The organism is Bacillus sp. FSL R5-0443 (genome assembly GCF_038608285.1).
GTDB lineage: Bacteria > Bacillota > Bacilli > Bacillales > Bacillaceae > Bacillus > Bacillus velezensis.
The window spans coordinates 2,765,786-2,789,622 of record NZ_CP152013.1; the positions used below are offsets into that span (position 1 = coordinate 2,765,786).

The 23,837-nt window shown below is 40.3% G+C and carries 29 protein-coding genes; 2 read left to right on the forward strand and 27 right to left on the reverse strand.

Annotated features, from left to right (window positions below):
* Positions 1 to 186: 186 nt before the first annotated feature.
* Both NYE28_RS13780 and NYE28_RS13785 read right to left on the reverse strand, forming a co-directional pair.
* Positions 187 to 312: a hypothetical protein gene (locus NYE28_RS13780; RefSeq protein ID WP_258182200.1), complete on the reverse strand. Its 126-nt coding sequence runs from the start codon at positions 310 to 312 to the stop codon at positions 187 to 189.
* Entirely contained in the window at positions 302 to 1,432 is a 1,131-nt protein-coding gene (locus NYE28_RS13785; RefSeq protein ID WP_342490107.1) for an aspartate phosphatase, read from the reverse strand. Before NYE28_RS13785 ends, NYE28_RS13780 begins: the two co-directional genes overlap by 11 nt.
* Positions 1,433 to 1,616: 184 nt before the next feature.
* Between NYE28_RS13785 and NYE28_RS13790 the strand changes: the two genes are divergently transcribed.
* Positions 1,617 to 3,383, forward strand: a complete 1,767-nt coding sequence (locus NYE28_RS13790; RefSeq protein ID WP_342490108.1) for a T7SS effector LXG polymorphic toxin — start codon at positions 1,617 to 1,619, stop codon at positions 3,381 to 3,383.
* A gap of 13 nt (positions 3,384 to 3,396) precedes the next feature.
* On the forward strand, positions 3,397 to 3,861 hold the full coding sequence (locus NYE28_RS13795; RefSeq protein ID WP_327826612.1) for an SMI1/KNR4 family protein: 465 nt from the start codon (positions 3,397 to 3,399) through the stop codon (positions 3,859 to 3,861).
* A 202-nt stretch (positions 3,862 to 4,063) separates the two neighbouring features.
* Here NYE28_RS13795 and NYE28_RS13800 read toward each other — a convergent pair whose 3' ends face one another.
* The 25 genes from NYE28_RS13800 to NYE28_RS13920 all read right to left on the reverse strand — a co-directional run bounded on the left by NYE28_RS13800 (position 4,064) and on the right by NYE28_RS13920 (position 23,832).
* On the reverse strand, positions 4,064 to 4,786 hold the full coding sequence (locus NYE28_RS13800) for an NPP1 family protein (RefSeq protein WP_342490109.1): 723 nt from the start codon (positions 4,784 to 4,786) through the stop codon (positions 4,064 to 4,066).
* 193 nt (positions 4,787 to 4,979) lie between these two features.
* A complete protein-coding gene (locus NYE28_RS13805) occupies positions 4,980 to 5,945 on the reverse strand; it encodes an N-acetylmuramoyl-L-alanine amidase (RefSeq protein WP_342490110.1) in 966 nt (321 codons plus the stop codon).
* Between the two features lie 44 nt (positions 5,946 to 5,989).
* Positions 5,990 to 6,412, reverse strand: coding sequence for a holin family protein (locus tag NYE28_RS13810; protein WP_342490111.1), 423 nt, complete (start codon positions 6,410 to 6,412; stop codon positions 5,990 to 5,992).
* Between the two features lie 45 nt (positions 6,413 to 6,457).
* Positions 6,458 to 7,351: a phage portal protein gene (locus tag NYE28_RS13815; protein ID WP_342490112.1), complete on the reverse strand. Its 894-nt coding sequence runs from the start codon at positions 7,349 to 7,351 to the stop codon at positions 6,458 to 6,460.
* A gap of 88 nt (positions 7,352 to 7,439) precedes the next feature.
* Complete coding sequence (locus tag NYE28_RS13820) at positions 7,440 to 7,604, reverse strand: XkdX family protein (protein WP_041850053.1); 165 nt, start codon at positions 7,602 to 7,604, stop codon at positions 7,440 to 7,442.
* Positions 7,601 to 7,936: an XkdW family protein gene (locus tag NYE28_RS13825; protein ID WP_342490113.1), complete on the reverse strand. Its 336-nt coding sequence runs from the start codon at positions 7,934 to 7,936 to the stop codon at positions 7,601 to 7,603. Before NYE28_RS13825 ends, NYE28_RS13820 begins: the two co-directional genes overlap by 4 nt.
* A gap of 9 nt (positions 7,937 to 7,945) precedes the next feature.
* The gene (locus NYE28_RS13830) at positions 7,946 to 9,046 is read right to left on the reverse strand and encodes a pyocin knob domain-containing protein (protein WP_003229943.1); all 1,101 of its coding nucleotides are present in this window, start codon (positions 9,044 to 9,046) and stop codon (positions 7,946 to 7,948) included.
* Positions 9,047 to 9,048: 2 nt separating this feature from the next.
* Positions 9,049 to 9,321 carry a hypothetical protein gene (locus tag NYE28_RS13835; protein WP_003229942.1) on the reverse strand — a complete coding sequence of 91 codons (273 nt, stop codon included), beginning with the start codon at positions 9,319 to 9,321 and terminating at the stop codon, positions 9,049 to 9,051.
* The gene (locus tag NYE28_RS13840; protein WP_342490114.1) at positions 9,318 to 9,896 is read right to left on the reverse strand and encodes a putative phage tail protein; all 579 of its coding nucleotides are present in this window, start codon (positions 9,894 to 9,896) and stop codon (positions 9,318 to 9,320) included. The genes NYE28_RS13835 and NYE28_RS13840 overlap by 4 nt, the downstream gene beginning before the upstream one ends.
* Positions 9,883 to 10,926 (reverse strand): baseplate J/gp47 family protein, encoded by a 1,044-nt coding sequence (locus NYE28_RS13845; RefSeq protein WP_342490115.1) that lies wholly within the window; start codon positions 10,924 to 10,926, stop codon positions 9,883 to 9,885. The genes NYE28_RS13840 and NYE28_RS13845 overlap by 14 nt, the downstream gene beginning before the upstream one ends.
* Positions 10,919 to 11,344 carry a DUF2634 domain-containing protein gene (locus NYE28_RS13850; RefSeq protein ID WP_342490116.1) on the reverse strand — a complete coding sequence of 142 codons (426 nt, stop codon included), beginning with the start codon at positions 11,342 to 11,344 and terminating at the stop codon, positions 10,919 to 10,921. The genes NYE28_RS13845 and NYE28_RS13850 overlap by 8 nt, the downstream gene beginning before the upstream one ends.
* A gap of 12 nt (positions 11,345 to 11,356) precedes the next feature.
* The gene (locus NYE28_RS13855) at positions 11,357 to 11,623 is read right to left on the reverse strand and encodes a DUF2577 family protein (protein ID WP_342490117.1); all 267 of its coding nucleotides are present in this window, start codon (positions 11,621 to 11,623) and stop codon (positions 11,357 to 11,359) included.
* Positions 11,620 to 12,600: a phage portal protein gene (locus tag NYE28_RS13860; protein ID WP_342490118.1), complete on the reverse strand. Its 981-nt coding sequence runs from the start codon at positions 12,598 to 12,600 to the stop codon at positions 11,620 to 11,622. Before NYE28_RS13860 ends, NYE28_RS13855 begins: the two co-directional genes overlap by 4 nt.
* A gap of 12 nt (positions 12,601 to 12,612) precedes the next feature.
* Positions 12,613 to 13,272 (reverse strand): LysM peptidoglycan-binding domain-containing protein, encoded by a 660-nt coding sequence (locus tag NYE28_RS13865; protein WP_342490119.1) that lies wholly within the window; start codon positions 13,270 to 13,272, stop codon positions 12,613 to 12,615.
* Positions 13,265 to 18,022 carry a phage tail tape measure protein gene (locus NYE28_RS13870; RefSeq protein WP_342490120.1) on the reverse strand — a complete coding sequence of 1,586 codons (4,758 nt, stop codon included), beginning with the start codon at positions 18,020 to 18,022 and terminating at the stop codon, positions 13,265 to 13,267. Before NYE28_RS13870 ends, NYE28_RS13865 begins: the two co-directional genes overlap by 8 nt.
* A gap of 2 nt (positions 18,023 to 18,024) precedes the next feature.
* Positions 18,025 to 18,162 (reverse strand): hypothetical protein, encoded by a 138-nt coding sequence (locus NYE28_RS13875; RefSeq protein WP_289859369.1) that lies wholly within the window; start codon positions 18,160 to 18,162, stop codon positions 18,025 to 18,027.
* Between the two features lie 41 nt (positions 18,163 to 18,203).
* Entirely contained in the window at positions 18,204 to 18,653 is a 450-nt protein-coding gene (locus tag NYE28_RS13880) for a phage portal protein (RefSeq protein ID WP_342490121.1), read from the reverse strand.
* Positions 18,654 to 19,776: 1,123 nt separating this feature from the next.
* Positions 19,777 to 20,220, reverse strand: coding sequence for a phage tail tube protein (locus tag NYE28_RS13885; protein ID WP_342490122.1), 444 nt, complete (start codon positions 20,218 to 20,220; stop codon positions 19,777 to 19,779).
* A gap of 2 nt (positions 20,221 to 20,222) precedes the next feature.
* The gene (locus NYE28_RS13890; RefSeq protein WP_342490123.1) at positions 20,223 to 21,623 is read right to left on the reverse strand and encodes a phage tail sheath family protein; all 1,401 of its coding nucleotides are present in this window, start codon (positions 21,621 to 21,623) and stop codon (positions 20,223 to 20,225) included.
* Complete coding sequence (locus NYE28_RS13895) at positions 21,624 to 21,815, reverse strand: hypothetical protein (protein WP_342490124.1); 192 nt, start codon at positions 21,813 to 21,815, stop codon at positions 21,624 to 21,626. It abuts the gene before it with no gap.
* Entirely contained in the window at positions 21,812 to 22,249 is a 438-nt protein-coding gene (locus NYE28_RS13900; RefSeq protein ID WP_342490125.1) for a DUF6838 family protein, read from the reverse strand. Before NYE28_RS13900 ends, NYE28_RS13895 begins: the two co-directional genes overlap by 4 nt.
* A gap of 12 nt (positions 22,250 to 22,261) precedes the next feature.
* Positions 22,262 to 22,765: an HK97 gp10 family phage protein gene (locus NYE28_RS13905; protein WP_342490126.1), complete on the reverse strand. Its 504-nt coding sequence runs from the start codon at positions 22,763 to 22,765 to the stop codon at positions 22,262 to 22,264.
* On the reverse strand, positions 22,762 to 23,124 hold the full coding sequence (locus tag NYE28_RS13910; RefSeq protein ID WP_342490127.1) for a YqbH/XkdH family protein: 363 nt from the start codon (positions 23,122 to 23,124) through the stop codon (positions 22,762 to 22,764). The genes NYE28_RS13905 and NYE28_RS13910 overlap by 4 nt, the downstream gene beginning before the upstream one ends.
* Positions 23,121 to 23,516 carry a DUF3199 family protein gene (locus tag NYE28_RS13915; RefSeq protein WP_342490128.1) on the reverse strand — a complete coding sequence of 132 codons (396 nt, stop codon included), beginning with the start codon at positions 23,514 to 23,516 and terminating at the stop codon, positions 23,121 to 23,123. Before NYE28_RS13915 ends, NYE28_RS13910 begins: the two co-directional genes overlap by 4 nt.
* Before the next feature lie 4 nt (positions 23,517 to 23,520).
* Positions 23,521 to 23,832: a YqbF domain-containing protein gene (locus tag NYE28_RS13920; RefSeq protein WP_152425538.1), complete on the reverse strand. Its 312-nt coding sequence runs from the start codon at positions 23,830 to 23,832 to the stop codon at positions 23,521 to 23,523.
* Between the last annotated feature and the right edge of the window lie 5 nt (positions 23,833 to 23,837).

The following is a 23,837-nucleotide window of genomic DNA, read 5'->3' on the forward strand; positions in this document are numbered from 1 at the left end:
TCATCTAGTATAGTCATCAGAACATTACTTTCATGTAATGAACAGTTAAGAAATACCTTAAATTATAAAAGCAGAACAAGTAGGAGAAGTTTTAACGGCTCCCTTTTCCTTTTGACTCAATTGTCAATGTTGAACCAATCCAATACATAAAGAAAAAACCCTCAATTGAGAGGGTTTAATCAGTTTTCATGTTTGATTGCGGTCAGAAAGTTGGTGATATGCTTCACTTTTCTCTACAGTAAAAGTAGTAACCAAACCTAAACCTAAAGTAACTGCACTAAGCATAATGATTACGCCTTTTTTAAAATTCATACAGGCATTCTCCCCTCTGAATTTGTTTTTGCGTTTCAAGCATTTTTTGATGATAAACATATGATGTTTCAAATTCCTTTGATTTTGCAAAAACTTCAGCCGTATCAATTGCGATATCTTCCACATACGCATAATTCTTAGTTCTTTCTAAATAATCAATAGTTTTTTTGATTCCCGCTTGATCTACTGCACTAATATAAAGTGCTTCCAGGTACTTTTGCAGAGACACAAAAAGTTTATCACCTTGGGATAACGCAGCGGATAAACCCTTTTTACTCATTTTTATTGCTTCACTTGTTTTCCCCTGCTTAAAAAGAAATTTAGCGTATGTAAATAGGGAATGAGGTAAATTGCTTAACCTAGCACTTTCTGATATCTTGGCAGCCTCATTTAAAAAATAATCTGCTTTATCATTTATTCCTAAATCTGCGTAATTCTTTCCGAGATTGTAGTAAGCCGAGCTAAGTAGCCTTTCATTGCGATCTAATTGTTTGGACAACTCTAATGCTTTTTCAAGGTGCGGCAAGCTTTTCTCGAAATGTTTAAAATCAACATAATTTCCCGATATTACAAAATGACACTGTATTTTCCGCACTTTATAAAGCTCATATTGATTATAAATGTCCATTGCCTGTTTAACATGGTGCATCGAGATATGATTTTGCTTCATAATATAGTAAGCTTCAGCCAACTTAAAATGAAATTCCGCCTTCTCAATATCATCATTTACATGAGTAAGGTGTTTTTCTGCTTCTCGATAAAAACCAATTGCTTTGACATACTCTCTCTTATCAAACTCATACATTCCACGAAAAAACAGAGAGTAGTAAGACAACAGACCAGTTATCCCCTTATTGGATGCTTCTATTTTTTCAAGCAGTTCATCAATAGTTGGCCTGATTCTTGTTGTAACTGGTTCCAAATAATCTAACATAAGCTGATGACGGAATTTCATTAGAGAGAAGTAAATAAGTAAATACTCATCTTCCTCCATCTGATTGATCTCTTGCTCCACTTCAGCCTTTAAAATCTCTGCATCCGGGACACTAAATTGACGTATCATTTTATACCATTCATTGATCTTTACGCCAACTTCTGACGAACTTAAAACCGGATTCACAGGATCCCTCCTTTTATGTCTTTTTATGTAATATTCTAACATTTCCAAAAAGTGTTTGGACCGCAAAAAAACCGCAAACTTTTCTTCGGTATCTTTGATATGATCAATCAAGTTAATTTTAAGTTCGTTTCTTCTTTCTTCCATGGTAATATTTTGTTATATGATTAAATGAGAGGGTATGAATATGAAAGTCTTTGAAGCTAAAACACTTATGTCTGAAGCTACAGACCGTGCCAAGGAATATAAAGAGCTAAGGACGCAAATGGTCAACTTGCGAAAAGCTTTACAAAGCGTCGCTGAACTGGACGACAGCGAGTTCTCAGGTAAAGGCGCTAATAACATTAAAGCATTCTATCACGATCATGTTGGTGTCACTGATCAATGGATCGACTACATTGACATGAAAATCGCATTTTTTAACAGCATTGCCGGAGCTGTCGAGGACAAAGGCCTCTCTGATGCTTATATTGAAGAGTCTTTTCTAGAACATGAACTGGCTAACGCCCATAAAAAATCAAAGTCCATCATGTCTGAACAGAAAAAAGCCATGAAAGATATTCTAAACGATATCGACGACGTCCTCCCGCTCGACTTGTTTTCAACAGAAACCCTCAAGGATGAGCTTGCAGATGCCAATGATAAACGCAAAAAAACAATTGAAAAACTAGGTGACCTTGACGAAGATTTACTGACAGAATATGCCCTGTCAGAACCTAATGAACAATTCATCAAGTCAGACTTCCAAAAGCTCCAAGAAGCAACGGGCAAAGGCAAAAACGCTACGCCCATTCACTACAACGCCAAGGCGTACCGTGAGAGTGACATACATAAGAAAAAAGGCGATATTGAAAAGCGAACGGAAGCTTATTTGAAGATTAAAAAGAAAGAAGAAAAAGAACGGGAAATCGAAAAGTTGAAAGAAAGACTGAAAAATTACGACTATGCTGATGCAGATGAATTCTATTCAATGGCTAAAACAATTGGGTATGAAAATCTAACAGCAGATCAACAAAGATATTTCACACAGATTGAAAACACACGGGAACTAATGGCTGGAGCCAAAGGTACTGTTACCGCCCTTTATGATATGACAGCTGAAACATTAGACTATATGGCACACAATCACCCTGTCGACATGTTTATTAATTCTGCAGTTGCAGTTTATCACTATGATTCTACGTTTAACTCAATAAAAGATGCAATAATAACCTCCTATGTTAGAGACGTAAAGAACGGAGACGCAGAATCAACAGCTCATTGGATTACATGTGCAGCAGTAAACATCTTTGCTTTAAAAGGTGCTGGTTCAGTTGCTAAAATAGGAGTGAAAACAGCTGGAAAAGCTGCAGTCAAAAAAGTGTCTAAAAAGCTGGATGAAACTCCTGATCCACTAACAGCAATTAAACCGTTTGTCATGCGAGAAGATATTGTTGTAGCAGGTGGCATGCCTTATAATGTCATCAATGATGTGAGCGCAAAAGACAGGCTACTTCAGCTTGCTAAAAAATTAGATGAAACAAGAAAACCATTTACAGGTAAGGAAATAAATCTCCCTTGGTTAAATAAAGAAAAGTACAGTGCTGTTGAATTAGACGGCAAAGTAAAGGTTAAAGGTGAAGTTAGAGATGTAAGCCGGAGAGTCTATACCTTAAAAGACATTGATATTAATCAAAAAACTCCAAGAGGAAAAACCAATCTTGAATTAATGAAGGATGGTAAATCCCCTTATGCTAAAGACGGAACACAGATTAACTTACATCACCTCATACAAGAAGAAAGTGGAACATTGCTTGAGATACCTAACAGTTTACATACAAAGTATAGTGATGTGATACATGGCCTAAAAGGTAATGGCGAAAGCTTTAGAAATGATGTTTACCTGGAGAAACAATACAATAACTTTAAGACAAGGTATTGGAAGTGGAGAGCAAAACAATATGAGAAAGAATAAGGGGTTATAAATCATGGATTTTTATTTGAAAGTAAAGGAATTCTTAGCTGAAAATGCAAAGGAAAAAGATTTTACAGGTGGAATTAGCGAAGATAAAATTTTAAAAATCGAACAAGATCTTCAAGTCACACTTCCAGATAGCTACAAATGGTTTCTTAGAAACTATGGTTCTGGCGGGGTTTATGGAATCGATTTGTTAGGCTATGACTTTGGTGGTGCTTCAGTTGTTGAGACAACCAGGGAATATCGTGAATATAGGGAATTGCAAAGTGGATTGGTAGTTATAGAGCATGTTGATTTTTTTGGTTATTGCTTGGATACCAATAAAATGAACAGTGAGGGAGAATGTCCAGTTGTTATTTGGAGTGAATTTGGTGGCTATAAAGAGCTTGATTCGGCGCATTTTATAAAGTTCTTTTATGAAAGGCTCCATGAGATGAAAGAAAACTGGGAAGAGGATGAAGACTGGGACGATTAAGCAAAAAATTGAATTTAGTGCCCCTTGCAAATGAGGGGCTTTTTTTAAATTGATTGGTGTTTTTCTTTGCAAAGCTAACAAGATATTTATAATAGCCCATCCAGTCTTTTTTGTTTTCTGTCCGTAACTGCCGTCTTGAAGTATGCAGAAAAAAGAGCCCTTCTTTAATTAAGGACTCTTCTCAATTTAGAATTATGAATTTTTATTTAAACCAAGCTTTCTTTAAATTGTTGGTGAAATTACTATCATTAAAAGGAACATTTGCTTTACCGAAATCTGCTGTATTTAATGCATTCCTTGCGGCAGGAGTTAAATCATCCCAACCGATTAACGGTTGAGTTCCACCTACAACACGATCGCTCATCATCAATTCGTGATTAAGTGGCCACGTGCTATCATAGGCAATCAAAGGATGAGTACCATCTTTCATGTTGGTTCCGCTTGGTGCTACATTTGTGAATTTTCCATGTCCAGAATATGCAATTGATAAAACCTTTGGATTTTGATTTGCTGGATTATCAATCCATACAACGATTCCTTCCCAGTCATGTCTGTGACCTAAGCTTGGAGAGGCTTCATCTTTAGGAAAATACCAAGAATACATGATTGCCCAAACCCCATTGTACCATGCAGAACGTGAATATACTTGTCCAGTATTTTTGCTGCAATGTCCTTCAGGCGCTCCAGTAGGCTCTAAACCGCCACTTGTATTCCCCTGCGCATCTACTGCAGGAAAAGGCACACAGCCGCTGTAAACCTTTAGATATGGTTGAAAACGTTTCGCCGCTTTTTGAGTAACAGTGGTAGGCACCACCTCTCTAAAACCCACAACTTTATCGTGATCGATTACAGCTGCATTTGCTGTTGAAACCGTGCTAACAGAAGTGATTACAAATAAAAAGAGAGCCAAGAGAAATTTATTCATTATTCCAACTCCTTTTAAGAATATTGACAACAATTAAATACCACAGAGTTGGAATAAATATCAATATCTTTTTTAAGAGCTAACTGAATATCCATACTAGAGTACTATTTTATTTTTCTTAGGTCTTTAAATTCAGTAAATAATACACCCTTCAAAAATACATAAAATGTCCTCTCTTTAAAAAAGAGGGTTGTTATTTCAATAATGCTTCAAGTTTAGCTTTCGTATCGGATCCATAAATACCGTCTTCGGTAAGACCATACATAGATTGGAACCGTTTGACTGCATTTGCTGTTTTTGGTCCATACACACCATCAATACCGTTATTCTTCGCACCTTTGTCCGGGTAGAAATAAAGAGCAGCAAGAACTTTTTGAATCTGCCTTACGTCATCCCCTTTTCGCATAGGGCTTGTGACTTTATAGATGCCAGAAGGCAGCGCATATGACGTTTTTTTGCTGCTTGGTTTAGTGCTTGAAGTGCCTGAGCCTGTGAGCTTTAACTTTTGGCCAACTTTGATTTTATTCGGGTCTTTAATGTTATTCCAGCTCTGAAGATTTGCCACGCTAACCCCTTCAGCTTTTGCAATTTTGGAAAGTGTATCCCCTTTTTTGACTGTATAAGTTGATCCTGAAGAGCTACTTGAAGAAATATTAGTTTTTCCTCCAAAGGCCTTTAATTCTTTTTCAATGGCAGCCTTAACTTGATTCCATCTACCCTCTGACAAAATGCGGTGCGGGCAATACTTACCGTTCCAGTCTTGGTGCTTACGGACACGATCAATACCCCATCCACGTTCTTTAAGTAGCTGCGCCACAAACTTAATAGCAAGCTTTTCCGCTGCCTTATATCGTGCCCCTCCTGACTTGCTATAACAAATTTCGACACCAATCGACTTACGATTCCCTGTACCGTTTGTTCCATCTCCTGTGTGCCAAGCGTTACGATTCGTTGGAATCCCTTGAATGACTTGTTTATCGTCTACTGCAAAGTGAAAACTCGTTGAGCTAGAGTTATTCTTCATGTAAGAAATCTCATTGGCTGCTGAAGCATCATTTGCAGTGTTATGAATAGTGATATATTCAGCTTTCATTGGATTAGGACATTTCAATCCATACTTTGATTTAGAGACTAAATTCTTTACAACTTTAATGGCCATATATCCTCTCTCCTTCTGTCTGTGTAATAAAAAAAGCCACTGGCTTAGCCAGCAGCTTTGTCTACGTTATTCTTACTCTGTTCTTTTTCGTTCTCAATTGTTTGTAATCGATCTGTTATTGATGATGGTATTTTAACACCGATCTGTGCTAAGTTTTCAGTTATTGACAAACCTTCATTAGCGATATAAAAAAGAACGGTACCAAAGGTTAAGACACCGTTCAAATTGAGTACTGTATCAATCACGTTTGCTAAAATGACCGCAAAGAAATTGAGTAGCTTGCGGACATAGCCAAACCATGCGCTTCGGCTTCGCAGTTTTTTGAATTTCCATGCCTTGATTACTCCTGTTAAAACGTCAATTATGCTAAGTACTAGAAGTAAATCAAGGTACTTCACCCCTCCAAATAAATATACTCTTGCTAAATCTAATGTTTCAAAATTGATAAACAAACTTGTCTCCTCCATTTCTAATCACCTCCTCCGAGGCAAATAAAAAAGGACAGCCGGATCTTATGAGACGGCCGTCCCTCTAACTGAAAAGTTTCCATTTGTTAAAGCTGTAAGCTCCATAACAATTTCTTTAAAACCAGTAATGTTAAAAGACCAAGCTTCTGATTTCCCTTTTGTGCTAGTGGCAAATGTTCCGTCATCCACTTTCTGCCCTCTAAGGGCTCTTTTTGTCCCCGATAAGGATTTACCCCAGAACTTCAATTCACTTGTCTCAGCCGTCCCATAAACCTCAATGAGCAACGATTTGAATGATCCAACGGTGAATGGGTTACCCTCACCTATGTTTTCTGTTTTATCGTGAAAGACAATATCCATCGTTTTTGATTGAGTGTCCAAAGATCTAAGGTTCAGGCCTTCAGTCTGAACTTTTAAACGACCATCATCAGTTAAGCTGCTTTTATCTAACTGGACTGAGAACGGAGCAACTGCTGTAATTGGAACAGTGTGGTTAATGGTTATATCCTCTTCACCTGCGCCCAATGACTGGTAAAGTAAGAATTCAGATTGTTGTAGGTTACCATTTACATATCTGAAACGGAAATAGCGTTTAGTTAAATGAATCCATTCAGTCTCGCCAAGTGTATTTGCTTTAACAACCAACGAAGAGACTGTGGTCCATGAATTCATATCGTTACTTTCTTCAATGAATAAGGTACCTTCACGATCAGAATAAGCATGACCTTTTACTTTTGAAATTAAAATCTGACCTAATCGATCTTGGCCATATTGCGTGTACACTTCGGTCGCTTTTAAGACTGCGTTTGTCAGCAGCTCCGCATTACCTGAAATAGTAGCCACAGGTACTATAAAATCCTGGTTCCCTTCTCTGTACGGTTTAGCCGCTCCTGGCTTACCCGTTGCATCTGTTGGGAATTGAAAACTATATGATGCCATAGAAAATCCTCCTTGCTATTGTTGATCTTTAGTGATGAGCATGGGTTTTACAACGGCACCACCCCCTTTTAGGCAAAATAAAAAAGCCCTAAATGGCTTCTCCTGTGATCTCTTTATACTGTTCAGCTGTAATGAGTTTTTTCTCTACCCCTTTTTGTAAATCCTCAGTCGAGCAATCTTTATAATGGATTGCCTTTTTCACCATTTCAGAAGAAGCCCAGTTATAATGCAAAGCCAGCACCCAATAATTCATGAACCTTGCCCTCCTTGTAGAGTAAGCAGTTGCAACTTTATTTTTGAAAGCTCGCTTCCCAAAGTTTGGTTTAATTCTTCAAGCTGTTTACGAGCCAGTTTTTCCTGTGACAACTCTCTTGCAAGTAGATCCACTTGAACTGGTGGTTCATATGCAGATGTACTCTGAAGCTCTTCCCACCAAGTTTTTAACTCTGCTTCCGTGGGTATAGGTGCCCTAATATTCCACTCTTCTATATATGAGGGAGTTCCATCACCATTATTCTGGACAATAAAATCCTTTGTGGGATCAGCTGTTGGGTATTTAAAAAGAATAGCTTCACCTATATTCATCGTTACCTCCTAAAATCTTGGATAGTTTCGGCCTCCAAGTTCTTGTATATCAAAAAAGTTAAATACACCATTTTTATCATCTACTGCCCTTTTCAGTGTTTCGTCTCCTCCATAATTACAGTAGCACCAGATTTCAACGTAATCTCCTTTATTCATGGGTACAGTCGCATTGCCGTTTAAACCAAGATTCATCCCATTATCCTTTTCCTGAAAGTCTCCTCTTACATGGTGCAGTGTTTTATATGCTTTTCCATTTAGGTAAACCTTCAAATGAAAGTTTATATAAGATGTATAATTTAAGGTATATATACTTGCCCCGATTAAGTACATTCCATCGTTCGGAGCAATAAATCGATTGTTTTTAGTATCAAAAGCATTATGGCTATCTTTGATGACCCTGTTAAATGCAATTTTAGTGTGATCAATCTTTTTCAAATACTGAACACCTGTAGTTCCAATATTCGCATGAGCAAAACCTGATATCTTTTGCCACGGAGTCCAGCCTGAACCACTCCACCAGTGTCTAATCCAAACTCCTGTACTGTCATAGTAAGTCCCAGACTCATTCCCTGTTCCGTAAAAGTATTGAGTGAAACGGTAATTATTATATTTTTCATTTTTGACAATGCCATAACCCAAGGGGTAGCCTGTAGTATTTCCCTGCCCAATGTCCATTAAGGTCAGTCCTAAAGGATATTCTTCCCCTCCTGTTCTTGCATCTTGAATAGCATTGTCTCCAGTAATTAACGTCAGATTGTTATTTTTATAGTTGGTATCCACGTAATATTTTGCATCCGATAAAGCCTTATCCGCTTTTTCCTGAGCTCCGACAATTGTTTCTTTTGCATTCCAATTCTCCCGTTCCACTGGTGTAATGTGCCGTTGTAAATCATTACGATGCTCTTCAAATTCTTTTTTCGAAGCTTGCTGTACATTATCAACGTTCCCTAGCCCGATTTGCGCCTTTGTTGTATTGTGAGGGTTGTTCATGTCATTTTTATGTACAGCTAAATCTTTATGCGCATCTTGAATGCCTTTCTCCCAACGGTTCACATCATCTTCATTAATCGGATCGTCCGGGAGCCAATCTGTTTTTGCATCATAAGCCATTGTTACACCACCTCAAAAGTAATCCTAAAATCTAGCGTTCTATTATTACTAACGTCTAAATCTGTTGTTCTTTCCGTAATCACGTTGTTTTGATCATCAAGTATCTGAACACTCTTAATATGTTTGATGTCTTCCTCTCGTTGAGTAAGCACCGTGACAACGGCACCCTGAATGGTGAGTTCCACAATTTCTGTTTCATTTCCATTCAGCAGCACTTTCGATATTCTATTTTTCAAATCTGCAGCTGTACGCTCTCTATAAAGCTGTGTAATCATACAAGGACCACCTCGTTATTATTGAGCGTGACGGAATAACCTACCTTTAGCTCACTTACTTTTCGATACCTTCTGTTATTCAAAATGACAGTATCTTTTATTTGGAGTGGCTCATTCAAAGCAGCTCGCAAGGTATATGCCAAATGAGCTGGCTTCATATTCTCCAAGGTTTCTATGAGCTCGCTCATATGCTGCATATCATCTATATCAATATCAACATTAAAACGGTACTCTCCGGGAAGCAGCCGAACCTGAGCTGACGGATTTTTCAGGAACCGGTTCAACGCATGTTCAATGGCCCTATATGTTGCGGGGGGTATGTTGGACATTTTAGAGATTAGACGCAATCGGCGGATCTCATCGGTGTCACCTGATTCCCGCATTACGTTCAAAATCTTTTCCCATCGTTCAAGCCCCCAGGTTGCCGTAGTAACAAACAGCTGATCTGTCAGATCAAAGATACTGTTATTTTGCTTCTCAGATTCCGGAGCTTCCGCTTTAAGAAGTTCAGCCATTTCCTTTAATTTGGTAAGAAACGGCGGCAGGTAAGAAGTCATTTCATCAAGTTTGCTCAATGATGTTCACCTGCCCCAATTTAGGGATTTCGACATCACTCAGAACCAAATTTTCGGCCACGCCGTTGATTTTAATATCTGCGTAATCACTTACTGAAGGTGAATTGTAGACGATATTATTAATCTGCGATAAACGGATAACGTTATCTTCAAAAGCAATCTTTTTAAAGAGATTTAAAACACCTGATTCGATTTCTTGCTTTACCTGTTCGATAGAGCTATTGACCTCGGGAAGTACCTCGGCTGAAATCTCAACCTCTTTCCATACCGCACTCTCCACTGTGACAAAGGCACCTATTGGCGCTTGTCCCTCACCTTGTCCGGGTTCAGGATCAATATAGTTTTTAACCTTAGAAATCAAAATATCGGAAGCAGGTTCCAAGTTAGCATTAGTCACGACAATTTTGACTGTGCCGTCCCCGTTCCAAAGCGGAAAGATCTTTGCCTTCCCCACTCCGTCTACTTCTTCAGCCCATTGTTTATAGTGTGCTTTATTGGCACTGACAGCTTCTCGACGCACGCGGGTAAAATATCTAGCTCTTAAACTGTCATCATCCTCTTCTTCACGTCCAGGAATCAGAATCTCTTTCACAATCGCTTTTTGAAGCCCAGGTATAGTGTCTAATGACAATAGATTCTGACCGGATATGTTTGCGTTCCCTGCTTCCCCCGCTGTTTCACACTCCAACGTCCCGTCAGCTGTGTATTGAAAATAAAGATTATCAACATAAAAGCGAGACCCTACAGGAATGGTCACGCCTTCAGTAAACTCCCCTGCCCTGACTGCTTTTGTGGCAGCAGTCCGCTCAATGCCTGCTTCAGTAGCCCGTCGATCTAAAAATTCCCCTTGCGCTGTGTCTGAGAAGACAAGTTCCAGCACAGTATCGAGCCAAATATAAGACTTGGCCAATTCTGCGGCTGCAGGAGCTAACGCGTTATAAATCACGCTGCCTTCCCTTGTATCAATGTCCGCTGAAATGCTGTTCAACATTCGATCCATAATCGCTTCATAGGTTTGATCTTCAAACATCCTCGCCAAGCACCTCCTCGATCTCCAATGTTCCTTCGTCAGTCTCGACTGTAAAGGAGGCACGGAACGATTCGCCTTGTTTTTCTATTTCAAAATCTGTAACAGCAGAAATCCGATCGTCATAGATCAGTGCTTCCTCTATCAGCCGCGGGATCTCCATTTTCTTATATGCGTCTGTTGTTTCGTTATCTGCCAACACTTCTTGAAGCTCATTTCCAATGTCATGACTGTAAACAGAATATGCGTATCGCTCAGTATGGAGAGACAGATATACAAACTGCTTAATCGCTTCAAGGCCTGTGATGATTTCATTTGTGATACGGCCATTTTCAAAATCTATTTTGTAGGTTTGCGAGGTCTCTATGACTTCGCTGTTATCTTCAATATCAGCAAATTCAATTTCTGGCGAAAGGGCCAACCCAGGCACCCCCTATATTTTGTCGAGAATAAAAAATGATTGTCCGCCTTTTAAGGAGACAACCATCACATTCTCACCCATCTTTAGTTCTTCATCTCCTCCAGCGCGCAGCCGTTTAGGAATAATAATCAAATCAGACGGAATAATTAGCTTTTCATTTTCATTGAGTTTAATTTCAACAGGAGAAACGGAAACCACTTCAGCCGGCATAATATCCACCGGTGACTCAGAATCAACTGCACCGATAGCCAAATGTTTGATTGCTTCACTTAATCTCATGAGGAAACACCATCAGGGATAGAATTTTTCTCAACCACATCAATGGTCATCGTGTGTGTCGATCCTTTAAATTCGTGTTTATCTGTATCAATCCAGTATGTTTTCTTAACCCCGACTTCCGGAATTGAAATATAGACGGGCAAACCGCTCTGAAGATCTGGAATCCCAATTGCTTGAATACTTTTGAGTTCTTTTTTGACGCCTTTCTTCTGTGCCTGTTTAACTTTCGCACGCTGCTGAAGCTGTGCTTGGTTAATGTTATCTGATACTGTTTCAACATACTGAAGCACGCCGTATTTGCTGATACCCGTGTTGTCACTTGCGGTAGCCGTATAAGTTTTATTGTCTTTCTGACGCCGCAGCTTTACTCTTGTGGCTGTGTCATTAATGGAAGTGCTGTATTGATAACCAGTAATGTTCACACCCGATTCTAGCACCCATACTTCTGAGGGATCAGGCCAAGCGCGAAGGCCGAGCTTCCCCTTCGGCGAATATAATTGATAATTCCTTCCGGTTTGGCTCTTCGTTTGTTTCAAGGCTTTCAGAATCATGTCATAAAGGCTCGTATCATCTTTAAACACTAATGATTTAATGGTGTAACCCGTATTTGCAATGGATGTCGTTGGGATTTGAAAATCTCTTGCCAGGCGTTTAATAATCTCGTCTGCACGCTTATTGGAGAACACATAAACATCTTTGTTCTTAACCAGATATTGCAGCATGTCATAAGCCGTAAAGGTCAGCCCATGTTCTTCCGGATTGCGAGAAAACACAATACCTCGAAACAGCTCTTTCCCTTTCCACTTAAACAGAACCGTATCCCCTTCTGATACGCTGTAATATGAATGGGTTCCTTGTTTCGTTATGATCTTTGCTGTGATCGATCGGGGTGCCTGATACCGTTGTCCCTCAAGAGAAACACTTTCAGTTACCAGCTCAAGCCACTCCGTTTCTTTAATGACGAAAAGTTCTATCATGTCATCACCTGCTTACTGCGGTATCTTTAATTTTTGACCAGGAAAGATCCAGTGCCCTGGCTGCCTGATATTCCGTTTGCTTCGTTTGATCATAGCCTTTTTATTGACGTTCCAGATCTTGCGCCATTTTGTGCTGTCTCCATAAAATTTGCCGGCAAGGTCCCACAGTGTATCGCCTTTCTTAACGGTGTACGTTTTAGGAGCTGATTTAGATGGCCGTTTCTTCTTCGTCTTTTTCTTCTGCTTGATCTTCCGCGGCGAAGCAGTTTTGTATTCCTTCAGCTTTATTTCATAATCACGATCACCTATATCTTTTTGGCCCTCGCTATAAGAAAAAACCTCGATACTGCAAGTTAAATTAATTTTCGTTCCAGTAATTAAGAATTGAACCGGCTTTTTAGATTTCACCCATTTCTCGATCTTTGCAATAGCATTTTCAGGAGAAGGAAATCCTTTATACTCAGCAAGCGGACTGTGTTTCTTTGGAAAAAAAGAAGAGAACGAAATTTCTTTCGCTCTCGGTTTATCAATAAAAGTGATCTCCCCAAAACTAGCCACTTTTACTGATTCATTTTGAATTGTGTTTGAAATATCAATTTGTTCAGGAAGGACAGGAAGCCGCAGCTTGTCCTTCCCTTGCGAAATCCAGAATTCATATATGGATTTAGTCAAAAGCAACGACTCCCTTCGTTCCAATGTTGATATCCTGTTCAAGCTCATCGACAAGGGCCTGCTTAATCTTAGCTACAAGGCTGTTCATGTCTTTGTCATTGTGAAAATGCTGATCGCCATTAAATTGAATAATAACCTCTTTACCTCCTGATGCTGTAACAGTTGTTTGCTGACTGCCTGTTGTAGCTGCTGTTACCTGACCGGAAGATAATTCAGTTTGACCTTTTTGAGATGGGTCTGTGACTTCCATTCCGAGTGCCTTAGCTGCTTGGGCTAATAAATAACGTCCACGGATGCCTCGCTCCTCCGGAATGATCCATTCCCGTTTGTTTCCTTCACCGACACGTGCAATCTGCTCTTTGGTAATAAGTCCGCCGTTAGCGTAGCCAACATATGGACCTCCGTGCCTCATGCTTCTAATGCCTGGTACATTATTAATTGATCCATATCTGCTTTTGATATAGCCAATCGCAGCAGCAGCGTTGTGAATCGGGTTAAGAATGTTATTCATGCCTGGCAATTTGTGTGCGTTGAAGGTACTTGGGATTGTCTGCATGAGCCCCTGAGATGGATGTCCTGCTTTCGCATTACTATCCCATAAGTTGATTGCCTTCGGATTACCGCCTGACTCATGCTGAGCAATTGTCATCAGCCCTGGGAGCCAGCTCACCGGCGTCTTTGTAGCCATGATAGCAGCCATAAGCCATTGCTTCACATTTCCGCTTACTGCTCCCATTCCGGAATAAGCAGCAGCTAGTGAGCCTGCTTGTTTTTCAGCAAACTTTTTCACATCAACTGAATCCAGACCTTTTACAATACCTATAGAGGCAAAGCGACCGAGACTCATCATGACACGGGAAGGTGAGTGAATATCAAGCTCTTCACGAAATGCCATCTCAACTTTTTTCGCCAGTTCCTCGGCAGCTTCATGGACTTCACTTGCCTTAGAAGTCATGCCTGAAACAAAATTCCCGATCATACTGCTTCCCCATCCGTTTGATGATTCTTTAGATCGGATAAACGGCTTGTTAATATGAGTGCTGACGTATTGATCAGTACCAGTTTGTGAACTATTTTGTCCAGAAGCAAAACCTTTGATCGTTCCGCTTCCCCATGATGAAGATTTATTAACAGTGTTCTGAAATGGCGTTTTAACCTTCGTCTGCAAGAAGCCATCTGTACCGGTCGAAGTGCTGTTCTGACCTTTAGCATATCCATTGACCACTTGCTTTCCGTAATTCGGAGAATAAGAGATTAAATTGTTCATTGGCTGTCCAACGTTTTTCTGTTTCCAAGATTCCATAGAAACAACATTATCTCCAATTCCTTGATCAAAGCCTTTAGTGAACTGTTGACCAAATGAATTCGCTTGTTCATCAAGACTGGATGTGTCAATTATAGGAGATACAGAAGTAGTCACCGCCGCTCTACGGATTAGCGGGGAAGTTGCTGGTTCACCTCCTGCAGATGAAGCAGACGCTATATCATCAACTACACTCATCCCTAATTTTGAAGCAGCTTGAGAAAGGAGCATTTTGCCGCGCCCTTTATTATTCTCAACAGGGATAACAAATTCTTTACCAGCTTCACCAATCCAAGAAATCGTTGGCTTCGTAATGTAACCACCAGTAGCATGTTTCTTTGGCTTTTCTTTTCCCGTACCAAATAAATAGTTTACGCCACTCTTCACATATCCCCACGCTTTACCAGCAGTTTTTTTCGCACTTGAAGCTACTTTACCACCAACTTCTTTTACTCCGCCTAAAATACTGCTTCCCAATTCCTTTACATTTTGCCACTTTTCAGACCACCACTTCTTACTAAAAAGGGTTTCTGAGATGGAACTCTTAACACTTTTCCATATTGATTTAGCATTGTCCCATTTATTTTTTGACCAGCTCTTTACACTTTCCCATTTTCCTGACCACCATTTCTCACTAAATAAAGTGGATTTCAGCTTTCCTTTAACAGATTGCCAAACAGAAGACGCGCTGTCCCATTTACTTTGAGCCCAACCTTTTACGCCTTCCCACTTTCCTGACCACCACTTCTCACTAAATAAAGTGGATTTTATTTTTCCCTTTACGGACTCCCAAACAGATGATGCACTATTCCATTTGTCCTGTGCCCAGCTTTTAACACCAGACCACTTTTCAGACCACCATTCATTATTAAATAAAGTGGACTTCACCTTTTCTTTTACATTAGACCATGTATCACTTAACCCATTGAGAGAAGTCTTCGCATTACTCTTAATGCCGGACCATTTTTCAGACCACCATTTTTGATCAAATAATGTACTGTCTAGTTTCTTTTTTACTTCTGAACCATCAAACGCCTTACCTAAACTTGAGCCGCCCATGGTGCCTGCTATACCGCCAACTAATCCACCAATAGCTGTTCCCACTCCTGGAAAAACACTGCCAATAGCTGCTCCTGTAGCCGCTCCAGCAAGGCCACCGCCAGCTGATCCAATTTTTTCACCAACATTGTCTTTATTCATCCCAATTAAATCGGTTACCGCTAACGCTGTTCCTAATAGAGGAACTCCCTTTGTAAACTTACCAACACTTTTCAGAGGACTTAAAACTTTCCCGAACTTCGATGTACCGCCTGCAGCTCTACCTGCTGAGTATAGTTCCGATCTCGTAGTGGTTATTGCTGATCTTGAATCTCTGGTTGGATTAGTACCTACAGTTCTACCGGAACGCCTTCTCTCCAACCGTTCAGATGACACAGCAATTGAACTGTCAGAAGGGTTCATTCGGTTTGGATTACCGCGTCGACCTAAAACTCTTTTCCCTCGTCTTCTACGAATGCGATCATTTTTACCCCCATCGCTACAACAGCAACATGTTAAGCTGCCGCTACGAGGTAAACTCGTTGGACCTGTGGCAGTTTTCGATTCTCTGCTCCTTGTGCTGGCATTACGATTACTGTTTCTGTTCCTCCTTTCACTTTGCGTATTAGTGACAGCTTTAGGAGTACGTTTTGGAATTAACTTTCGGATTACGCCTGCTGCATCACTTCCGACAGTACCTATCCCTTTTAACAGCGGACGTAGTATTTTCAAATAACCAATCAACCCAATTAAAGAAGGGATCACAACTTTAATCGCTGTTTTCAAATCATCCCAATGGTTGACGCTCCACTCAATGGCTACGTTTAACTTATCACCTATCTCCTCACCAAGATCGGCAATATCTTTTTTGATCTCTTTAAGCTTTTCCTGACCTTCTTTACTGTTAATGAACGAGCTGATTTTATCAAAGGCCGGCCCTAATCCAGTTAGCAGAGAGGTTCCCATATCCTTAGATATGCTTTCAAAATCTCTCATGGCATCATTAACCGGTGTCATCGGGTTATTATCCCGAAGTTTCGTAAAACTTCGTTCCAATTCACCGCTTGTTTTGGCACTTGTACCAATACCCTCAGCCATATCTAAAATAGGCTGCTTAAGGTCTTCATATTGTGTACCGATAAGCTCAGTCGCAATGGCAGCCCGCTTTGTTTTGTCTTTCACTTTAGAAAGGGCTTTTGCCACCCTAAATAAACTTTCCTCTCCGCTTATTGAACCATCTTTGAAGCCCTTGAACATTTTCTTAGTTTCCTTGGCTCCGAACAGCGTTTTAAATGCGTCCACTTGGCTATCAGACATTTCGGTTCGGCGGATGTTAAACTCACGCATACTATCGGCTAGGTTATCGAAGTTTCTGGCGCCACCCTTTGTTCCTTTTATCATGGCGTTTGCAATTTGGCCGCCTGTGAGCTTCAAGTCTTTAAAGGTGGAACTGTATTCATTCATCGTGTCCAATAAATCGTCAGCTTGGTCACCGGCATTCCGATATACATAAGCAATTAAGTCTCCGCTTTGTTTCCCGGACAATTTCAAGTTGTTATACATTGAACTGAAAGCGCGATCTACCTCTGCCTGATCAGCATTCATGAGCTGGGCGATCTTACTTGACGACTCAGTCAATTCAGCCAGAGCTTTTTTAGACGCCCCTGTCTGTTGCGATAAGTTTCTTAGAGATAAACTGACTTCTTCCCGAGAACTGCCCGCTTTATTGTTGAAATAGATCTGATCCGTCATTCTTGCAACATCTTTTTTATTAACGTTTGCAGTTGCTGACACATAAGCATCCTGAGACATTGTACTTTTACCAGAACCCATAATTGAACCTGCAGAAAAACCACCTGCAACTGCCAGAGTAATGGTAGCATCCTTCAAGCTGTCTATTTTCGCTTCAATTGCATCAAGAGCCGCTGAAGCTCTATCCTTAATTGAAACAGTTGGCTCTGCATGTTCGCTATCTACATCGGACACTTGACGACGGATCTCATCTAATTGGTTTGAAGCTCGATCACGAACTGAAACAGTTGGCTCAGCGTGCGAGCGATTCAAATCAGACAGACCTCCACGGATTAAGCGAAAACGCGGTGTAGCTAGATCATTTACGGAAACCGTCACCTCATGGCGGCTCTCGGTAAGATCCTCAGCTTGCTGACGTATAGAATGTAAGCCATTTGAAGCTCGATCATCTAAATCCACTTCAATCGATCGAGCCCGACCGGTCAAACGGTTGGCAGATCGGTCAATTCGCCGCATAACTCTTTCAGTCCGGTCTTCAGCGTCAAAAATAAGAGGGCCATTAGCGGCCCTCTTAAGTCTTTTAGCATTGCCTTGTATCATTCGAAGCTTGCGGGAAATCTTATCATGTAATTCAAACGTGGCTGTTAGTTTAGCCATAGTTAATTACCTCCCTTCTTCGCTTCTTCTTCTAACAGCTCAAGCTTATAACTGATAAACCCATATAAGAGCGCCTTGAATTGTCGCGGTGCCTCATATAGTTCTCTTAATTCTGACGGGGCGTATTTGAGCTCATGCATAGCATAGTAAAGATATACAGCTTCTTTGTCCCCGTCTTTTATTAGTTTTTTGCTGCTTCTTCAAGGTCTTCGAGATCATCATCAAATCCATTGATTTCAATTGCTTTGTTTAGCCAGTTCGCATACTCACCGCCGACTGAAAGAACACGTTTTGCAACTTCCACCGGATCTTCTGTTTTGTAGGCCTCACGTAGTTCCTTAGCTTTAAAGTTCGGGTAAACAGTCGTTTCAACCGCAATCCGAGCATAAAAGCGTTGGCTGTCCAAGTCCTTTACACGGCCGCGACCTTTTACATTCTTGTAAGTCGTATTCTCTTTCTCAAGTTCGTCAATTCGTTCAGTCGTAATTGCTTTGAATACAAACGGAATCACCTTTCCTTGCTTGTCCACAAACCGCTTTGAGATAGGTACTTCAACTTCTTCCGCTTCAATTGTTTGTCCTGGCATAAAGAATGAAAGATCATAAGTTTTTCCGTTTTGTTTTTCGCTCATGTCTATTAGCTCCTTTGAAATTAGAATCAATTTTAGGCCAACAAAAAAGACAACCACAAAAATGGTTGTCTAGTGTATAATTATTCCTGTACATTTGCACGGCTAACTCAAAGGTGGTCTGCTGGCTAAATCCCCTGAAAGGGGGTGACGCCTATGTCGACATTTCAAGCGCTTAGTTTAATGCTTGGAACGGGAATGTTTATTCTCGCCTTGTTGACATATATAGACAAAAAGAAATAGACCACCCTTTGAGGCCTGAGAAACTTCTAGGGTTGGTCCATACGTACCCATAGCCAGCGCTCCAATGAGGGGCCAGCATTTGTACAGGCCGGAGTGTTGCCGCACTCCGGTATTTTTTTATTTTATGCATTTCTTGTTCAAGAAATACATGGAAAACCAAGAATAACGAAATGCATTACATAGGTATTCATGAATACCTTAATGTTACTAGTATTAGTACTAATACTAAAGTTAGTACTAATACTAAAGTTAACTTGTTAACATCAATATTAATATTAACAATCGGAGTTATCAAGTGGTAAGTCGTAGATTCCTCTCAATTCCGTTAGGTTCCACTAGATCCCCATAGATTTTAAGGTTTTTAAGAGCTGAAATGCGTTACAAGAAATGCATTTCAAAAATAAAAAAACATTCAACAGTTCTGAATGCATTTTCCATTTTCCATATTTTCAGTTATAATAGACTCTTGAAGCTATATGCCTATCTTCATTCTAAATGTGAAGGAGGTTGGTACATGAGTTCATCTAAATGCCCCCTGAGGGGAGGTGAAATATAATGAACACTGACCTTCTTATGGTTATCGCAACCTACGCCGGTTTGGTGCTAAAGATTGCGGAACTCTATTTAGAACAAAAGAATAAGAAAGACACGAGAGTATCAACAGAGGGATCTCACGTGTCAAACGAAGAAAAGCTAGGGTAACAGCTTCAAAAAGCTAGAGTGCGCCAACACTCTGGCTTTTATATTTTATGCAAAAACATAAGATGGTAACCCTTTTCTGGTTTGACCAATCTCATTTTATGATCGATCAATATATATTGAGTATATATTATTTTTTTATCTAAATCAAAAAAATAATTTTTCAAAAAAACATACAAAAGACTTAAAATGTTGATTTTAACTGTTCAGGAACATCAAAATCCTCAAAGGTGAACGGCACCTCTTCCTCTAATGCTTCTGAATCAACATCAAGCCCAGCGATTTTCGCAGAATCAAAGTTCACGTCGTACAAGGTGACTCGTTCAGTACCACGCCCTGAAGATGCGTCATCTAGTACAGCTTGTAAAGTGAAGTAAGGATCACTTCCTGTTTTTACATAATCCATCATAATAAGAACAAATTGAGAAGTCACTTTATAAAAAGTGGCTGTCCCTGTTCCATTTGCACCGGTTGTTTTATGCCCCGTCATTCGGCGGCCCATGATATTGACCTCGGATTTGTTTTTCTCCACGTTGGCTTCAAAGGTTTTGATATGGGCCATTTCTTCTCCATCAAGAAACAGCCTGCCCTCTTTACCTGAAATGGTGTTTTGCGCTTTTAATGCCATTCTTATTTCACCTCAACGTTAAAGTAGAATTTTTCAGCTGCATCGACTGGTTGAACGGCGAGATCAATTAGAAAGCCGTCTCGATCATTATTCAGAGCAATTGTAATGTCATTCTCTGAATCAAAATCAGTAATGCCCCCGTTATCTTGAAGAACACTCAAGTATTGAGTAATCAGCGTTTTTACAAACTGCAGTCCGTCATTTGTAGCGGGAACGTCACTGCCGCTTGCTTTGCGAGACTTGATCAATGCTTTTAATTGAGATGTCAGGTCATTATTGATTGCATCAAGTACACGGACAATTTTGTTTTTCTGGAACATCTTATTTTTCTCTGCTGTTAGGCTTGTGAGTGAATTAATGTCCTTTTCAACCGATACTGATTTATCACGAGAATCATAAGTAAACAAAAATTCCCCATTTGACAATCGTTCAACGATTTCGTCGTTGTCAATTCGGTTAAGGACATCTACAGCTCCCTCGTATTCTACAAATGTAAGTGATTGATTAAATGTAGCCCCCGCACTTGCGCCTGCAACCCAAGCAGTAGCTTTTTCTGGAGTGATCTCTGTTCCATCTTCAAGCAGGACGCCACCAGTTACATTGATAATACCCTCATGGTCTCCCTTGTAATTTGAAAGAACACCTTGAACTTTTTGCCCTTGGTTGTCTCTCAGCCGTTTGATAAACGCAACAAACGTTGCTTTTAATTGCTCGTTATCCTCTACAGGCAGTACGATTGTATCAAAGTATTCCGTTTCAGCCGCTTCCAAGAAAGCTGTATAATCGGCATTTGTCGGTGTTTTGTCTGTTCCACCTGACAAGCGGATTCCGGAAGTTGCCGGAAGAGCACCGCTGACGTCTTCAGGGGCCGTACCGGTTAACGGAATAGTGACTGTTAAATCCCCTTTCCCCGTAAACGTGACATAGTTATTTTGTTTAAGCTCTTCAGCTTTAGAAACTGTTTGTTTATCAACTTCTGACTGATCAAGGTAGGTAGTGACATCAACTTTCGAAGAGTCAATAACATTCTCCGTGATGCTGATAATGATGTCATTTCCTTTAGTGCCACCATAAAGAGCAGTAGCTTTTACACCTTCGCTAATGTCTGCTGAAGCACGAAGACCTTCCGTCAGACGATAAAGCAAGGCTGTACTTGCCTTTTTCATTGCCTCACGTAAAAGCAACAGCGATGGATCATCAATATTCAACCCTACTTTTTTATTCAAGTCCTCGATGGAAGAGATAGAAATGAATTTCTTTACCTCACCCCAGCCGGATGCTATCGGCAGCGCAACTGTTCCACGTTCTCCGGCAGAAACACGGTTCTCCGCGGTCGTTTTGAAGTTAAAGTAAATACCGGCACGCTCTTTTTCCTTGCCGGGTGTGAATGTTCCGCCGTTCATCTATTTGACCTCCTTTTGAAGAAACTGATTAATTAACTTCTTCGCTTCCGATTTTGTAATACTCGTTTTATGAACATGAAAAAGAGCACCGTCAAACACCTCGGGTTTTACCCCAAAGAGTTCTCGACTGTGCTCTCGCAAATCCCTAATATAAAAAGCATTTTCCGCTTTCTCTTTTTTAGTGGCCATCATTTCACCCCACTTTTAAATTTAAAACCATTAATTGAACGTTGTTCCTCCCGCTCATACCAATAACGACTCGTCCAGTTTAAGACAATGGTCGCGTAATCGTCTGATACCCGCGTTTCTATTCGAGATAGCCGAATAAAATCCCCCGTATCCTCGCCAGATTCCTGCATGAGCGGAATTATGCCTCTATTGCTTCTAAGTGTATCCGCAATTCTTTCCGCTTCGTTATGGGCTTTCTGTGCGTTCTCGTGAAAGAGTTTCACGTTTAAAACATAGGATTTCTGAAACGTGGATACTGTGTCCACCCCATCGACTGTGGAAACGGGTGGAAAGTAAAGAGACGGAACAGCAAAGTCCTGCGGTATTTCTTCTTCATACACTTGAACAGGATACAGTTTGTATAGATAGCCCATAATTGAACCTACTTCTTGATTCATGGCAACACCGCCTTAAAATTCTTCATCAATCCATTGCTGCAGTTTCCGCTCAAGGCTTCTCTCAAACATCAACTGAAATATAGCCATGGCGTTATCCCAAAAGCCAGAACCGTCTACCCATTGGAACTTCAGCAGCATACCGGAATTTCTTTCGGCAGGGTCATATTCGAAACGGTTGCCTTTCCACCGCCCTGGAACCCACCGTCTATCCTGATTTTTAGACGGATCGATAGTAAAGTGCCCGTCATTGACGTATGAGGCGTATTCCAGATTTGTTCCAATATCCAACTTTAAGCTGCCTTTTGTCATTGAAAAGATATTATCCTGGTCACCTTTCTGAAAGGAATTAAGCAAGCGGCGTGTGTCTACCGTCTTCGTCCTGATAATTTCATCTTGAATAATGTCTAGGAACTCAAAACCCATAGCTTCAAGCCACTCCTCGTATTTCCTTTGCACCCCTCCTCGAGAAGCACGGTTTAATGACTGAATGAACTGATTAAGACCTTTGATCTTCACAAATATTCAACCTCCCGTACTGCCGTAACTTCCCAATGATGATTCCTGACTTTGCGGGGCTTCTGTAATTTATAAGCAGTACCATCCCAAACCGCCCTGTCATTTACTCGAATATCAGCAGTAGCAGGGAAATGCACAAGGAAAGATTGATAAATAGATACATTTGGCTCCTGTTGGATAATGGACTGACTCTTTTCTGTAAAATAACACGGCTGATTTTCTATGTCCGGCTCATCAGGGTACGAAAAAACCGGTTGAACATCTTCAACCGGCACCCCGAATTTTTGCTTTCTATTTTCTTTTTTCTCCTGCAGATGGTAAATGTCACATCTGTGAGTCAGTAAAGATCGATAACTCATATTGATCTCATCCGCACTTTCGCTTCAACCCCTTCTAAATCAGGGTCAGCCGGTTTTACATAATCTTTTATTAATGCATACACATCAGGTTTTTGAAGAGAACTGCCATCCCTTAGAGTATAAGAATAATCACCAATTTTTTCAGTTGTATATCCTTTAATAATTGACTCGTCGCCATTTATAAGAGCATAAAACTGAGACAACTTTAATAGGGCCAGTCGAACCGTTTCAGGCAAAGGAATATACTCTGCATCTGAAAAATCATGTCCAACTTTAAGAATGATATCGGCAGTTGCCTCAAGGATATCCTGTTTTAACAACTCGTCAGGCCTGGTCTTTACAGACTCAAAAACTGAATAACTCTTTAATTCATCGGGAGTGATTAACAGCATAAGGTCACTCCCCTTTGTTATCTATTTGGTTAAGGATGTAGGCAATTCTTTCATCTGCGTTTTTGAAGTCAGACGGATTGCCACCAAGATTAGAAATAATGGATTCATGCTCTGCTTTATTCATACCTTTCAATTCCGATTCAGTATAATTTATCGGATCATCCTTTTGATTATTAAGCTCTTGGGTTAGTACAAAATATGGATTTTCATTTAAATACTCATAGAGCTTTTTCGGTACTGTTTGACTGACACCTGCTCGAAAGGTTATTCCCATCACATTGTATGTTTTGCCTTTAATAAGCTTTGCAGTAAACACACCAG

Excerpts from the sequence above, each read along its gene's own strand:
- NYE28_RS13780 (WP_258182200.1), bottom strand. The coding sequence starts at position 312 with ATGAATTTTAAAAAAGGCGTAATCATTATGCTTAGTGCAGTTACTTTA.
- NYE28_RS13790 (WP_342490108.1), top strand. The coding sequence starts at position 1,617 with ATGAAAGTCTTTGAAGCTAAAACACTTATGTCTGAAGCTACAGACCGT.
- NYE28_RS13795 (WP_327826612.1), top strand. The coding sequence starts at position 3,397 with ATGGATTTTTATTTGAAAGTAAAGGAATTCTTAGCTGAAAATGCAAAG.
- NYE28_RS13800 (WP_342490109.1), bottom strand. The coding sequence starts at position 4,786 with ATGAATAAATTTCTCTTGGCTCTCTTTTTATTTGTAATCACTTCTGTT.
- NYE28_RS13805 (WP_342490110.1), bottom strand. The coding sequence starts at position 5,945 with ATGGCCATTAAAGTTGTAAAGAATTTAGTCTCTAAATCAAAGTATGGA.
- NYE28_RS13810 (WP_342490111.1), bottom strand. The coding sequence starts at position 6,412 with ATGGAGGAGACAAGTTTGTTTATCAATTTTGAAACATTAGATTTAGCA.
- NYE28_RS13815 (WP_342490112.1), bottom strand. The coding sequence starts at position 7,351 with ATGGCATCATATAGTTTTCAATTCCCAACAGATGCAACGGGTAAGCCA.
- NYE28_RS13820 (WP_041850053.1), bottom strand. The coding sequence starts at position 7,604 with ATGAATTATTGGGTGCTGGCTTTGCATTATAACTGGGCTTCTTCTGAA.
- NYE28_RS13825 (WP_342490113.1), bottom strand. The coding sequence starts at position 7,936 with ATGAATATAGGTGAAGCTATTCTTTTTAAATACCCAACAGCTGATCCC.
- NYE28_RS13830 (WP_003229943.1), bottom strand. The coding sequence starts at position 9,046 with ATGGCTTATGATGCAAAAACAGATTGGCTCCCGGACGATCCGATTAAT.
- NYE28_RS13835 (WP_003229942.1), bottom strand. The coding sequence starts at position 9,321 with ATGATTACACAGCTTTATAGAGAGCGTACAGCTGCAGATTTGAAAAAT.
- NYE28_RS13845 (WP_342490115.1), bottom strand. The coding sequence starts at position 10,926 with ATGTTTGAAGATCAAACCTATGAAGCGATTATGGATCGAATGTTGAAC.
- NYE28_RS13855 (WP_342490117.1), bottom strand. The coding sequence starts at position 11,623 with ATGAGATTAAGTGAAGCAATCAAACATTTGGCTATCGGTGCAGTTGAT.
- NYE28_RS13860 (WP_342490118.1), bottom strand. The coding sequence starts at position 12,600 with ATGATAGAACTTTTCGTCATTAAAGAAACGGAGTGGCTTGAGCTGGTA.
- NYE28_RS13870 (WP_342490120.1), bottom strand. The coding sequence starts at position 18,022 with ATGGCTAAACTAACAGCCACGTTTGAATTACATGATAAGATTTCCCGC.
- NYE28_RS13875 (WP_289859369.1), bottom strand. The coding sequence starts at position 18,162 with ATGCATGAGCTCAAATACGCCCCGTCAGAATTAAGAGAACTATATGAG.
- NYE28_RS13880 (WP_342490121.1), bottom strand. The coding sequence starts at position 18,653 with ATGAGCGAAAAACAAAACGGAAAAACTTATGATCTTTCATTCTTTATG.
- NYE28_RS13885 (WP_342490122.1), bottom strand. The coding sequence starts at position 20,220 with ATGGCATTAAAAGCGCAAAACACCATTTCAGGTAAAGAGGGCAGGCTG.
- NYE28_RS13890 (WP_342490123.1), bottom strand. The coding sequence starts at position 21,623 with ATGAACGGCGGAACATTCACACCCGGCAAGGAAAAAGAGCGTGCCGGT.
- NYE28_RS13895 (WP_342490124.1), bottom strand. The coding sequence starts at position 21,815 with ATGATGGCCACTAAAAAAGAGAAAGCGGAAAATGCTTTTTATATTAGG.
- NYE28_RS13900 (WP_342490125.1), bottom strand. The coding sequence starts at position 22,249 with ATGAATCAAGAAGTAGGTTCAATTATGGGCTATCTATACAAACTGTAT.
- NYE28_RS13910 (WP_342490127.1), bottom strand. The coding sequence starts at position 23,124 with ATGAGTTATCGATCTTTACTGACTCACAGATGTGACATTTACCATCTG.
- NYE28_RS13915 (WP_342490128.1), bottom strand. The coding sequence starts at position 23,516 with ATGCTGTTAATCACTCCCGATGAATTAAAGAGTTATTCAGTTTTTGAG.